Raw genomic sequence first — 13,665 nt, forward strand, 5'->3', positions numbered from 1 at the left:
CAAATGGAACGATTATTGATTTTAGAAGATGGGACAGTTTTTAAAGGAAAAGCATTTGGAGCGAATAATAATGTGTTTGGCGAGATCGTGTTTACTACCAGCATGACAGGCTATCAAGAAACGATCACAGACCAAAGTTTCAATGGGCAAATCATTACCTTTACGTATCCGATGGTGGGAAATTACGGTGTCAACCGTGATGATTATGAATCCATCGCACCAACTTGCAAGGGCGTAGTCGTCAAAGAACATGCGAGAGTGGCTTCTAATTGGCGGAGTCAAATGACATTGGACGAGTTTTTGAAACGAAAAGGCATCCCTGGCATTTCAGGGATCGATACTCGTGCCTTGACACGAAAAATCCGTCAAGTTGGAACGATGAAAGCGAGTATCGTGGATGCTGGTGATTCCTTTGAACATGCTTATGACCAATTGAAAGCGACCGTTTTAGCTACAAACCAAGTGCAACAAGTCTCAACAAGTAAACCATATCCAAGTCCTGGAACTGGAAAAAATGTGGCTGTCATTGATTTTGGTTTGAAACATAGTATTTTGCGTGAACTAAGTAAAAGAAACTGCAATTTAACCGTATTACCCTATAATACGGATGCAAAAACAATTCTCTCCTTAGCACCGGATGGCGTCATGCTGACGAATGGACCAGGAGATCCAAAAGACGTACCAGAAGCTATTGAAATGATTCGAGAAATCCAAGGGAAAATACCAATTTTCGGGATCTGTTTAGGGCATCAATTGTTTGCCTTAGCTAATGGTGCGGATACCTATAAAATGAAATTTGGTCATCGTGGCTTGAATCATCCTGTCCGAGAAATCGCGACTGGAAGGATCGATTTTACTTCTCAAAATCACGGCTATGCTGTGGATGAAAAAACAGTGGATCCAGATCAGTTGCTGATCACCCATGTAGAAGTAAATGATGGGACTGTGGAAGGAATTAGACATCGCCATTATCCAGCGTTTAGCGTCCAATTCCATCCTGATGCAGCTCCCGGTCCACATGATGCGCTTCATTTATTTGATGAATTTATGGAAATGATGGATGCAGGAGAGGAGAAATAAACATGCCAAAACGTACAGATATCAAAAAAATTATGGTGATTGGATCAGGTCCGATCATCATTGGTCAAGCGGCGGAATTTGACTATGCCGGAACCCAAGCTTGCCTTGCTTTGAAAGAAGAAGGATATGAGGTCGTTTTAGTAAATTCCAATCCCGCAACGATCATGACTGATCAAGAAATTGCCGATCAAGTGTATATCGAACCGATCACACTAGAATTTGTTTCAAGGATCTTGCGAAAAGAACGTCCTGATGCTTTGTTACCGACATTAGGCGGACAAACAGGCTTGAACATGGCAATGGAACTAGCAGAATCTGGTATTTTAGATGAACTAGGCATTGAGCTGTTAGGGACAAAATTATCTGCTATCGATCAAGCAGAGGATCGTGATTTATTTAAAAAGTTGATGGAAGAACTGAATCAACCAATCCCCGAATCTGAAATCGTCACAACTGTTGAAGAAGCAGTCGAATTTGCTAATAAAATTGGCTATCCAATCATCGTTCGTCCCGCTTTCACATTAGGTGGAACGGGTGGTGGAATGTGTAAAAATGAAGAAGAACTTCGAGTGATCGCAGAAAATGGTCTGAGCCTTTCTCCAGTGACCCAATGTTTGATCGAACGCAGTATTGCAGGATTCAAAGAAATTGAATACGAAGTTATGCGTGACTCGGCTGATAATGCCATTGTTGTTTGTAACATGGAAAATTTTGACCCAGTGGGTATCCACACAGGCGATTCGATCGTCTTCGCCCCAAGTCAGACCCTTTCAGATCATGAATACCAGCTGTTGCGTGATGCATCATTAGCGATTATTCGTGCATTGAAAATCGAAGGCGGCTGCAATGTCCAACTTGCACTTGATCCAAATAGCTTCAATTATTATGTGATCGAAGTTAACCCACGTGTTTCACGCTCTTCTGCTTTAGCAAGTAAAGCAACTGGTTACCCGATTGCAAAATTGGCGGCTAAGATTGCTTTAGGTTTAACACTAGATGAAATGAAGAATCCGGTAACTGGAACGACTTATGCAGAATTTGAACCAGCTTTGGACTACGTCGTTGCTAAGATTCCTCGTTGGCCATTCGATAAATTTGAGAATGGGGAACGAGTTTTAGGAACTCAAATGAAAGCAACTGGCGAAGTAATGGCGATTGGTCGTAACATTGAAGAATCCCTATTAAAAGCTGTCCGCTCTTTAGAGATCGGGACACACCATTTGGAACTACCAGAACTCAACATGATCGATGATAGTGAATTGATCGAAAAAGTCGTCCGTGCCCAAGATGATCGCTTATTCTATGTCGCAGAGGCGATTCGCCGCGGCTATCCAATTGAAGAATTGGCGGAGTTGACAAAGATCGATTTGTTCTTTTTAGACAAGTTGCTCCATATCGTTGAACTAGAAACTGAACTGTTGGAACACCCGCAGGATGAAAACGTCCTACGTACTGTGAAACAAAACGGGTTTACGGATCAAAAGATTGCTGAACTGTGGAAAACTGAAGCAAAGCAGATCAGAGAGCTCCGTGAAAAATCCGACATCAAACCCGTATACAAAATGGTCGATACGTGTGCGGCTGAATTTGCTTCACAGACGCCTTATTTTTACAGCTCATACGAAGTTGAAAATGAAAGTGAACGATCCGAAAAAGATTCTGTTCTTGTCTTAGGATCTGGACCCATTCGAATCGGTCAAGGGGTCGAGTTTGACTATGCAACGGTCCATTCAGTTAAAGCGATCCAACAAGCAGGTTATGAAGCCATTATCATGAATAGCAATCCAGAAACAGTTTCAACCGATTTCTCGATCTCTGATAAACTGTACTTTGAACCATTGACTTTTGAAGATGTGATGAATGTCATTGAACTTGAACAACCGATTGGGGTAATCGTCCAGTTTGGTGGTCAGACAGCTATCAATTTAGCGGAGCCGTTAGTTCAAGCGGGCGTCAAAATTTTAGGTACTACAATTGAAGATCTAGATCGTGCTGAAAACCGGGATTTATTTGAACAAGCGTTAAGAAGCCTGGAAGTACCTCAGCCACTAGGTGATACTGCAACTAGTAAAGAAGAAGCAGTAGGGATCGCTTCAAAAATCGGTTATCCTGTTCTTGTCAGACCAAGTTATGTCTTGGGCGGTCGAGCAATGGAAATCGTTGAAAATCAACAAGATTTGGAAGATTATATGGAACATGCAGTGAAAGCTTCCCCAGAACATCCTGTTTTGATTGACCGTTATTTGCTTGGAAGTGAATGTGAAGTAGATGCCATTTGTGATGGGGAAACAGTTCTAATCCCTGGAATCATGGAACACATTGAACGTGCAGGGGTCCATTCGGGGGATTCCATGGCTGTTTATCCGCCACAAGCACTCTCAGCAGAGATCAAACAAACCATTGAAGACTATACGATTCGCTTAGCTCGTGGATTAAACTGCATCGGTATGATGAATATCCAATTCGTGATCCACGACAATCAAGTTTACGTGATCGAAGTCAATCCTCGTGCAAGTCGAACGGTTCCGTTTTTAAGTAAAGTTACAGGAATACCGATGGCTCAAATCGCCACAAAAGCGATCTTAGGTGAAAAGTTAAGTGACTTAGGCTTTACGAATGGCTTATATCCAGAATCAAACGCTGTCCATGTGAAAGCTCCTGTATTCTCGTTTACTAAATTGCAACAAGTGGATACCTACTTAGGTCCTGAAATGAAATCTACTGGAGAAGTCATGGGCTCTGATCAAAACTTAGATAAAGCATTATACAAAGCGTTTGAAGCATCAGGTCTACGCCTGCCAGATTATGGTGCCGTCTTGTTCACGATCGCTGATGAAACTAAAGAAGAAGCGTTAGCGCTAGCTAAACGTTTTTCAGAAATTGGTTACAGCCTATTAGCTACCAAGCATACGGCAGCTTATTTTGAAAAAAATGGGCTGATCGTCACGCCTGTTGCTAAAATCTCTGAAAAAGCAACGGAGAAAAATGTTGTTGAGTTGATTCGAGAAGGAAAAGCACAGGTTGTTGTTAATACCATCGATAAAGATCGAGGAAATGCCTCGAAAGACGGATTTATCATTCGCCGAGAAGCAGTTGAACATGGTATTCCTTTATTTACTTCATTAGATACAGCGGATGCGATCATTCGGGTAATGGAGTCTCGAGCTTTTTCGACACAAGCGATTTGATCAGCATGTTCTAAAGTGACAGTTCCTATAATGATTAAGTAATAGTTAAAATAGCTTGTAGGCACCTAAACAGAGATAAAAGTGATCATTTTCGTTCGCCTTGTTACTGACATTGGCTGAAAGGATCACTTTTGTCGAGATGTTTGGCAATGAAAAAATCCCAAAGAGGAGAGCAGATATGAAGCAAGAAGTCATGACAATCATTCAACAAACACAACTAGCACCACGTATTTATGAATTGACTTTAAAAGGAGAATTGGTCAAAGAAATGTCAATACCTGGGCAGTTTTTGCATATTCGAGTACCTAGAGCAGATTTGCTTTTACGCCGCCCCATCAGTATCCATTCGATTGATCAACAAAACTACACTTGCCAGATCATCTATCGAATCGAAGGTGAAGGAACGAAAGAATTTTCTACGTTGAAAGCTGGCGATTCTTTAGACGTTTTAGGGCCATTAGGCAATGGCTTTGATCTATCTGGGTTGTCCGCAGGAGATGAAGTGTTCATCGTAGGGGGAGGAATTGGTATCCCACCTTTATATGAATTAGCCAAACAACTGAATATGCGGGACGTAAAAGTCACCAATTTTTTAGGATTTGCATCAAAAGAAGTCATGTACCATGAAGCAAAGTTTCATGAATTAGGTGAAACCAGAGTAGCGACGGATGATGGTACCTATGGGATCCATGGAAACGTCGGAAATCTGCTAATGAGTACTCACAAGCAACCAAAAGCTGTCTTTGCTTGTGGTGCGAATGGTCTCTTAAAAACAGTCGAACAACTTTTTGCGGATCATCCAAATGTCCAATTATCATTAGAATCACGAATGGCTTGTGGTATCGGTGCTTGTTATGCGTGCGTTTGTCATCGACCGGATGATGAAACTGGAACAAAAAGTGTCAAGGTTTGTGACGAGGGGCCAATTTTTAAAGTAGGAGAGGTTGTCTTATGAGTAATCCCTTAGCAGTTAAGCTCCCGGGTTTGGAATTGAAAAATCCGATCATGCCAGCCAGTGGATGCTTTGGATTTGGAAAAGAATATGGGAAATATTACGATTTGAATCAATTGGGGTCGATCATGGTCAAGGCGACAACGCCGCATGCAAGGTTTGGTAATCCCACCCCACGTGTGGCGGAAACACCCTCCGGTATGTTGAATGCGATCGGATTGCAAAATCCCGGTCTGGAAGTTGTCATGAATGAACTGTTACCAGAATTAGCTGTCTATCCAGATTTACCTATCATTGCGAATGTCGCTGGTGCCTGTGAAGAAGACTATGTCGAGGTTTGTCGTAAAATTGGTGAAGCGCCGAATGTCAAAGCGATCGAGTTGAATATTTCTTGCCCGAATGTCAAACATGGCGGCATTGCCTTTGGGACAGACCCAGACGTTGCCTTTCAATTGACACAAGCTGTCAAAAAGGTTGCAAGTGTACCAGTTTATGTGAAACTTTCCCCTAATGTGACGGATATCGTACCTATCGCACAAGCAATCGAAAGCGGTGGGGCAGATGGCTTTACGATGATCAATACACTACTTGGTATGCGGATTGATCTGAAAACACGTCAACCTATTTTAGCTAATCAGACAGGTGGTCTTTCTGGTCCTGCGATCAAACCAGTGGCGATTCGTTTGATCCATCAAGTCGCCGCTGTTTCCGAGTTGCCGATCATTGGTATGGGTGGTGTCCAAACCGTTGACGATGTCTTAGAGATGTTCATGGCAGGAGCCAGTGCCGTGGCAGTAGGAACAGCTAATTTTACGGATCCGTACATTTGTCCGAAACTGATTGAAGAACTACCTGTACGAATGGCAGAATTAGGGATCGAATCCCTTCAACAACTAATCAAAGAAGTAAGAGAGGAACGAATGAAATGAACCAACGACCAATTATTGCTTTAGACTTTTCGACGTGGCAAGAAGTGGAACAATTTATGCAACTATTCCCTGAAGAGGAAAAATTATTTGTAAAAATCGGAATGGAATTATTTTATCAGGAAGGACCGATTATTGTTCGTTGGTTGAAAGATGCCGGACATGAAGTATTTTTAGACTTGAAACTTCATGATATCCCTAACACGGTGGAAAAAGCCATGCGTGGGTTAGCAAAACTAGGCGTGGATATCACTTGTGTCCATGCAGCTGGCGGAATCAAAATGATGCAAGCGGCACTACGTGGGCTAGAAGAAGGAACTCCTGCTGGCAAAAAACGCCCATTGTTGTTAGCGATCACTCAGCTTACTTCAACGAGTGAAGCGGATATGCATCATGATCAATTGATCCAAGTTCCCTTAGAAGAAAGTGTGATCCATTATGCGAAATGTGCCGAAGCTGCCGGACTAGATGGCGTTGTTTCTTCTGCCTTAGAAGTGAGTGGCATCAAAGCAGCTACCCGCCAAGATTTCATTTGCCTTTCTCCGGGTATCAGACCAGAAGGAAGCGTCGCAGGTGATCAAACGAGGATCGTCACGCCTGCCCAAGCTCGAGGAATTGGTTCAACGTTTATCGTGGTTGGACGACCAATCACTCAAGCGAAAGATCCCTACCAAGCCTATCAAACAATCAAAGAAGAATGGAGTCGATCAATTTGAATACGATTGAAAAGAACATTGCCAAAGATTTGTTAGCTATTGAAGCGGTTTTCTTAAGCCCAAATGAACCATTCACGTGGGCAAGTGGACTAAAAAGCCCGATTTATTGTGACAACCGCATCACGATGAGCTATCCAAAAGTCAGAAAAGCAATTGCTCAAGGGTTAGCAGAAAAAATCAAGCAAGCATTCCCTGACGTGGAAGTCATTGCTGGTACAGCAACAGCAGGAATCCCCCATGCGGCATGGGTGGCAGAAATCTTGGACTTGCCTATGGTTTATATCCGTAGTAAAGCGAAAGATCACGGTAAAGGCAATCAAATCGAAGGACGGATTTTTGAAGGTCAAAAAATGGTTGTGATCGAAGACTTGATTTCGACAGGCCAAAGCGTTTTAGAAGCAACGGAAGCAGCCAAAAGAGAAGGCGCTAATGTATTAGGTGTAGCAGCGATCTTTACGTATGAACTACCAGCAGGTGAAGAAAATTTTGCCAAAGCAGAGTTACCACTATTTACTCTCACGAATTATTCTGTCTTGATCGAAACAGCGTTAGCCGAAAAATATATTGATGAAGCGGAATTAGCCTTGTTAAAAGAATGGAAAAAGAATCCAGCGGACTGGTTAAAACAGTAACGAAGGATACGAAGATGGAACAAAAACAAAAGACTCAAAAAAGGGCTTTCGTTGAACAAAATCCATGGTATACTAGAATCAAACAAAACAACTGAATGAAACAAAGGAAGCATCCAAGGCGAAAGTTTTGCTATGGACGAGTAGCGCGATTACGAAATTTCGTAAGAAAAAAATTTCTGCGAGGTTTTAGAGCTATGTTGTTTTGAATGCTTCCAAAACTTTTAAAATCACTTACTATGATGCGTGGGAGTTTTAGAGCTATGTTGTTTTGAATGCTTCCAAAACATTCAGTCGAATATCTGCCTGTCTCATCAAGTTTTAGAGCTATGTTGTTTTGAATGTTTCTGAACTAATAGTTGCTGTGCTTCGCTTGTCGTTTTTAAGGCGAGGAGCTTGCACAGAGTTGGTTTTGAATTTTATGATTATTTTGATGGAAACTAGAGTTGTTTTTCTGGTTTCTATTTTTTTATAGCAAGAATGGCATGATTCTCATCAAAAAAATTAATTTTTCGTTGATTTACAAACGGGATATTTGCGAAAGATAGTTATTTAATGATAAAATCATCGGAAAAGTAAAAGGGAGGCTATTTTATGGGATTGAATGAATTTATTTTAGGTTTGAATAATTTGGAAAAAATTACACGTGCTCCAGGGTTCTTTAAATTTACTGAACATACGGTAGCCGCTCATTCTTATCGAGTGGCTTCGATTGCTCAAGTCTTAGGTGACATTGAAGAGGTTCATGGTCAAGCGATCGATTGGAAATTACTTTATGAAAAAGCGTTAAATCACGATTACACAGAACGTTTTATCGGGGATATCAAAACACCGGTCAAGTATGCAAATAAAGAGTTACGAGGAATGTTACAAACAGTTGAAGAAAAGATGACGGATGAGTTCATCAACCAAGAGATTCCGGAAGAGTTTCAAGAAGTTTACCGCCGGCGATTGTTTGAAGGAAAAGATGACACAGTGGAAGGTGAGTTATTAGCAATCTCTGATAAAGTCGATCTATTGTATGAATCATTTGAAGAGATCATCAAGAACAATCCAGAAAAAGTATATAAAGAGATGTTTATTGAAGCGGTAACTACGATCAAAGGGTTTGAGCATCGTCCTTCTGTCAAGTATTTCTTCAACGAGATTTTCCCTGAATTACTGAATCAAGAATTTTATGGGAAAGAAGACTTTTTAGCGACTGTTTCCACGATCGTTAAAAACAGTCAACAATAGAAAATTTTGCAAAGATGCAGGAGGAATAAAAGTGAAAAAGAATATGGATGTTGAATGGGGATATACGGGAGAAAGAGGACCAGAACATTGGGCTGAATTATGCGACTGGTTTGCTAAAGGTGCGGCGTTTGAATTGCAGTCGCCCATTCCATTGACCACTTGTGAACCAGCGAAGGATCAATCAGATACCATTGCTTTTCATTATCAGAAGCAACGGTTTACAGATAAAGAATTTAAAAATACGATCCACTTGGTTCCTTATGATCAGCTTAGTTATGTCGAATTTAAAGGTCAGAAATATTATCTCACAGATATCCATTTTCATATGCCTTCTGAACATCTGATCAATGGGAATCAAGAAGATATCGAGTTCCACTTTGTTCATATGAATGCCAAAAAAGAAAACTTAGTTGTTGGTGTGATGTTTCAGCTAACGACGGATGAAGGTTGGTTGTATGATCGAGACAATGGCGATAGTTGGGATGTAGAAAAACATGAACATTGGACCAATCCATTGGTTCTTTTTCCTGAACAAAAAAGCCATTACCATTATGTCGGCTCTTTAACTACGCCACCAACGAGTGGACCAATCCAATGGTTTGTCATGGATCAAGTGCAAAAACTAAATAAAGATTTCTTGATTCCTTTTAAAGGACAGTATGCACAACCAAACAACCGTCCGCTCCAACCGTTGAAAAATCGTCCAATCAGTTATTTTGTGAGGGATCATCAGTGAACTTCCAACAATTAAAATATGTAATTGCTGTAGCGAACAATGGGAGTTTCAGAGAAGCAGCTAAAAAACTCTATGTCGCACAACCAAGTCTTTCCGCAGGAATCAAAGAATTAGAAACCGAGTTAGGGATCACGCTGTTCACTCGAACGAATCGAGGGGCGTATCTGACCGAGGAAGGACAAGAGTTTTTAAAAAGAGCGGAACGGATTCTCTTACAGTTAGAGTCTTTAGAAAATTATTATTTGACGAATGAGAAGCGTGAAAGCTTTTCAATTGCTTCGCAACATTATGATTTCTTAGGTCCTTTAACAGCAAAGTTGATCTCTTCTTTCAAAAGTGAGATCAAACAGTTTCGAATCATTGAAACAACGACTGCTAATGTGATTGAAGAAGTGAAGGATCAGCATAGTGAGATTGGGATTCTTTATATGAATGAACACAATCAAGCAGGGATCAAGCGCTACTTAGAGCAAGGGGAGCTAGTTGCCCATTCATTAGGGGAATTTCAAACGCACATTTTTTTACGTCAAGGACATCCGCTTAGTGAAAAGAAAGAAATCTTTAAAGAAGAATTACTTCCTTATCCGCAAGTGAGATTTACACAAGATGGCAATAATTTTCCTTATTTTTATGAAGACTTGATTGAAAGTCCTGATCAAGAAACGGTTATCTATACGAGTGATCGGGGAACATTGATGAATATCGTGTTAGAAACAGATGCTTATGCTTCAGGTTCTGGGCTGGTCATTGGTGAGATCAAAGAGTATTTACGTTTGATTCCATTGGCAAATAGTCCCCAAAATGAATTGTATGTGATTTATTCTGCTAAGCGCCAATTAAGCGAAATTGCACAAAAATTCATGGAAAGTCTAACCGTTTTACTAAGTCAGATCAAAACAAATTGAAAAAGCTCTTTGTCAATAAGGGCTGATGAGTGGTGTAAAATCAAATCTGGGTCAGAATGAACCTCATTCTGTCTCAGATATTTTTTGTGTTTTGAAAGACAATGAGACAAAATAAATACCAAGTAATATTTTTTTCTTCACATTATTTAAGTCTCCTTAAAAGGTGTTAGATAGCACTTTCAACAAAAAAACGCTTTCTTATTCTGATATATTATATACTTTAAGTTATGTAAAAAAAATTCATAAAATATGTGTTTTACGTCATAATCGCTAATATTTACTCCTCCGTAATTGTTTAACTAAACCAATTTTTCATGGTATTTTTTTAGATATCTATCACTAAATTATCTCTCGCTACTCCTTATAGTAATTTATCTAGTTGATTGATTTGTAAAATACGATCAACCTGTACAAATGAACAATGAATAAATTTATAAATTACCTTTATAAAATATAATAACAATTGTAAATTATTTGTATGCAAAAAATTTCGAGTTTTTATATCAAAACCTTAATCTATATTCTAAAATGAATTGAATTTCGTTGTTCTTATTGACTGTGGATGTGGAAATAATTTTTTATAAATAAAGGACAATACAGAAAAAATGAACGATTATGACATGAAAACTATTTTTTATGACTTTTATATATATAATTTGATTTCTCTGTTATGATTTATTCAGAAAGCGCTTTCTGTTTTTTTGGATTTCGAGGTAATAGAAAATGAAAAATAAGTTTATCTTATCTTTAGATATTTTAACTATTGGAATTAGCGTATCTGAAAGCACAATCTCTGGATATGCTTCTACAATAAATGAACCATCTACTGTGGCAGATAGTAGCCAAGAATTAACTCTTTTAGATAAAAATGTAGTAGCTAAGGTAAATATCTATTAAAAGTGAAGCGTCTCTATGTGCACTCTATCGTTGGGTACAAAAATAGGAACGTGAAGGACTAGTTGGTTTGATTAGAAAGACTCGAACTGACTTTGGGCAAATTAAAGTTTCAGACGTTAGATTTTTGGTCTAACTTTTGATGATCGGTGCATTATGGCTTTTGAAACAGAATTTTTTCTGTATAAGTTTTTATTTTCCGTAGGATAAGTGAAAATCATTAAATGAAAAGGAGATTGATGGCATATGAGATTAGACAAAATGATAGTTACTTTTATTAATGCTTTAAGCATAGCAAGTGGAATAGGCGGAGCAAGGGCACTGCCTAGTTTAGACAATCAAAATCAAGGGAGGGGATTAGGAAAAGTACTAGATTTAGAAAACAGGAATGAAACCACCCGTTTATCTGATAAAACTTATCCACACAAAAAACTACACTCAAAACACAGAAATAAGGGGGACTTAAAACATTTAGATAAAATACAAGATGATGTTTCAAGACAGCCATATTCTGCTAAAAAATTTTTACATAAAAAAATAAAGAATCTTATTAAGCAAGAAGAGACAGATTTTAAAAAATTAAAAGAGGGAATTTCTACTGAAAGTTCTATAGAAGTTAATCAATTACAAACGAATCTCCAGCGGGTTCAAAATTTTTGCTCGAAATTCCGTAAACTAAGAAATGATATAGTAATTGAATATGGTAAAATGACACAGCAAAAGGTAAATTTAAGAAAGCATAAAATAAAGAACAAAAAAATGCTTAAAGAATGCTATAAAGAAATAAAAGTTTTAAGTACAAATAAAAAGCATATCGACTATCTTATATCCAATTGTAAAGACATGGTAAATCAATTACAAGAGTCTATAGAATCAAAGAAAACCCATTCTGTGAGCACAAGTAAATCAACTATGACAACATCACACACAGAGCAACCTACGACAACATCACACACAGAGCAACCTACGACCACATCACGCACAGAGCAACCTACTATTTCTCTACAAGAAACAGAACGTATTCTAATAAGAAGTAAAAAACTTATATCCCAGTTCAACGAGAAAACTCAAGAAATCAATGCTTTCCGTAGGCAAGAAAAAGAGTTACTTTTACTATTACAGGATCAGTATAGGACTCAATTTGAAAATCCTCGTAATATTAGTGACGTAAAAGCAGACCTTAATGAGATAAATCGTAACATAATTCCAAAATTAGAGTCGGAAAAATTTCATATTCAAGCTGAAATAATTAAGGAGGTAAATCATATAAATTCGCTTGAAGGCCAAGGGAAAATAAGTCCTTTTGAAGCAAAAAAGTTTCTTAATGAGTATAATAAACTCAATATTAACTTTGCTAAAGAAAGAAACAAAAGAGACATATCATTGAAACAGAACCTTTCAAAAAAACTAGAAAGTATAGTTTTAAATAATTCAGAGAAACCTATTGCACAAAATACAACTATATCTATGACAAGATAGTCTACAAAAAGTGTGTAAACCTTGGCTCTTTGTCAATAAGGACTGATGAGTGGTGTAAAATCAAATCTGGGTCAGAATGAACCTCATTCTGTCTCAGATTTTTTTGTTATTTCATGTTGATTAATTGATTAATCAAAAAAATCCTAAGTTATCACAAAGAAAACAAAAAGAAATACAAGGAGAATCCATTTAACGTGGAAAACTGGCACTACCTTGAAGAACAAGATGAATACATTTGCCCAGCGAATCGTCCGATACCGTTCAAAAATGATAGTCGAAAGATAAAGGTGGCTTTATTCAAGATTTCAAAATCTATGAATGTGAGGATTGTCGGAACTGTCCAGTCCGTCGTTAATGTACGCGTGCGAAAAGTGAACAAAAGCGAAAAATTCAAGTAAATAATAATGGGCGCTATTTCAAAGCAGAATGCAGAAAAAAGCTTTTAGAGGAGAAAATCGAGGTCGAACCAGTGTTCGGGCATCTAAAGACTCACTTGGCGTTCCATCGTTTCCATTTACGTGGGAAACAAGGAGCAACGATTGATATTGGTTTGGCACTGATGGCATTAAATTTAAGAAAATTAGGAAAATATATGGAGAGGAAAGTGTACATAATAGAAAAAATAAGTTCGATTTTGACACTAGCCATCAAAGTCGAACTTATTTTCTTTTTGAGAAAGAACTATTGTCCCGCTCTCAAATTATAGAGCCATTGAAAAAGTGGTTGAATGATCGGCAACAGCGATCGTTTGACCGCTTTTTCTTTTCCTCCTATTTTTCGTTTTTATGAAAAAGAAACTGAATTTGTTGAAAAAAGAAATAACAACGTTGTTAGCTTATGGTGATTAATGGCAATAGATAGAATACATGCTTGTTACAGTGAGGGTTCTTAAAAGATACAGATAAATCGGTTTATAAAACACCA

11 protein-coding genes and 1 pseudogene are annotated in these 13,665 nt (G+C 38.5%); all 12 read left to right on the forward strand.

The annotated features are described in order from the left end of the window. The first annotated feature begins 3 nt into the window (after positions 1-3). Positions 4-1,080, forward strand: a complete 1,077-nt coding sequence (locus IGJ32_RS06150) for a carbamoyl phosphate synthase small subunit (protein ID WP_095454260.1) — start codon at positions 4-6, stop codon at positions 1,078-1,080. Positions 1,081-1,082: 2 nt separating this feature from the next. Next, entirely contained in the window at positions 1,083-4,268 is a 3,186-nt protein-coding gene (gene carB, locus IGJ32_RS06155; RefSeq protein ID WP_342081703.1) for a carbamoyl-phosphate synthase large subunit, read from the forward strand. Between the two features lie 178 nt (positions 4,269-4,446). Then, positions 4,447-5,223 (forward strand): dihydroorotate dehydrogenase electron transfer subunit, encoded by a 777-nt coding sequence (locus tag IGJ32_RS06160; protein WP_240273994.1) that lies wholly within the window; start codon positions 4,447-4,449, stop codon positions 5,221-5,223. Continuing rightward, positions 5,220-6,149: a dihydroorotate dehydrogenase gene (locus IGJ32_RS06165; protein ID WP_034697879.1), complete on the forward strand. Its 930-nt coding sequence runs from the start codon at positions 5,220-5,222 to the stop codon at positions 6,147-6,149. The genes IGJ32_RS06160 and IGJ32_RS06165 overlap by 4 nt, the downstream gene beginning before the upstream one ends. Next, complete coding sequence (gene pyrF, locus IGJ32_RS06170) at positions 6,146-6,862, forward strand: orotidine-5'-phosphate decarboxylase (protein ID WP_010719209.1); 717 nt, start codon at positions 6,146-6,148, stop codon at positions 6,860-6,862. The genes IGJ32_RS06165 and pyrF overlap by 4 nt, the downstream gene beginning before the upstream one ends. Beyond that, positions 6,844-7,494: an orotate phosphoribosyltransferase gene (pyrE, locus tag IGJ32_RS06175; RefSeq protein ID WP_164445105.1), complete on the forward strand. Its 651-nt coding sequence runs from the start codon at positions 6,844-6,846 to the stop codon at positions 7,492-7,494. The genes pyrF and pyrE overlap by 19 nt, the downstream gene beginning before the upstream one ends. Positions 7,495-8,085: 591 nt before the next feature. After that, entirely contained in the window at positions 8,086-8,727 is a 642-nt protein-coding gene (locus IGJ32_RS06180; RefSeq protein WP_010719207.1) for a YfbR-like 5'-deoxynucleotidase, read from the forward strand. A gap of 31 nt (positions 8,728-8,758) precedes the next feature. Beyond that, positions 8,759-9,463 (forward strand): carbonic anhydrase family protein, encoded by a 705-nt coding sequence (locus IGJ32_RS06185; protein WP_053766052.1) that lies wholly within the window; start codon positions 8,759-8,761, stop codon positions 9,461-9,463. Then, positions 9,460-10,368: a LysR family transcriptional regulator gene (locus tag IGJ32_RS06190; RefSeq protein WP_053766051.1), complete on the forward strand. Its 909-nt coding sequence runs from the start codon at positions 9,460-9,462 to the stop codon at positions 10,366-10,368. The genes IGJ32_RS06185 and IGJ32_RS06190 overlap by 4 nt, the downstream gene beginning before the upstream one ends. Positions 10,369-11,091: 723 nt before the next feature. Further along, complete coding sequence (locus IGJ32_RS06195) at positions 11,092-11,265, forward strand: hypothetical protein (protein ID WP_010719204.1); 174 nt, start codon at positions 11,092-11,094, stop codon at positions 11,263-11,265. A gap of 243 nt (positions 11,266-11,508) precedes the next feature. Beyond that, positions 11,509-12,741, forward strand: coding sequence for a hypothetical protein (locus tag IGJ32_RS06200; RefSeq protein ID WP_373168837.1), 1,233 nt, complete (start codon positions 11,509-11,511; stop codon positions 12,739-12,741). A 146-nt stretch (positions 12,742-12,887) separates the two neighbouring features. After that, positions 12,888-13,447, forward strand: a pseudogene (locus IGJ32_RS06205) (transposase); the annotation flags it as partial. Positions 13,448-13,665: the final 218 nt, after the last annotated feature.

Origin of the sequence: Enterococcus sp. DIV1639a, from assembly GCF_050530445.1 — a bacterium.
Lineage (GTDB): Bacteria > Bacillota > Bacilli > Lactobacillales > Enterococcaceae > Enterococcus_B > Enterococcus_B hirae.

Coding starts and splice junctions, on each gene's coding strand:
- IGJ32_RS06150 (WP_095454260.1), top strand. CDS start 4: ATGGAACGATTATTGATTTTAGAAGATGGGACAGTTTTTAAAGGAAAA.
- carB (WP_342081703.1), top strand. CDS start 1,083: ATGCCAAAACGTACAGATATCAAAAAAATTATGGTGATTGGATCAGGT.
- IGJ32_RS06160 (WP_240273994.1), top strand. CDS start 4,447: ATGAAGCAAGAAGTCATGACAATCATTCAACAAACACAACTAGCACCA.
- IGJ32_RS06165 (WP_034697879.1), top strand. CDS start 5,220: ATGAGTAATCCCTTAGCAGTTAAGCTCCCGGGTTTGGAATTGAAAAAT.
- pyrF (WP_010719209.1), top strand. CDS start 6,146: ATGAACCAACGACCAATTATTGCTTTAGACTTTTCGACGTGGCAAGAA.
- pyrE (WP_164445105.1), top strand. CDS start 6,844: ATGGAGTCGATCAATTTGAATACGATTGAAAAGAACATTGCCAAAGAT.
- IGJ32_RS06180 (WP_010719207.1), top strand. CDS start 8,086: ATGGGATTGAATGAATTTATTTTAGGTTTGAATAATTTGGAAAAAATT.
- IGJ32_RS06195 (WP_010719204.1), top strand. CDS start 11,092: ATGAAAAATAAGTTTATCTTATCTTTAGATATTTTAACTATTGGAATT.
- IGJ32_RS06200 (WP_373168837.1), top strand. CDS start 11,509: ATGAGATTAGACAAAATGATAGTTACTTTTATTAATGCTTTAAGCATA.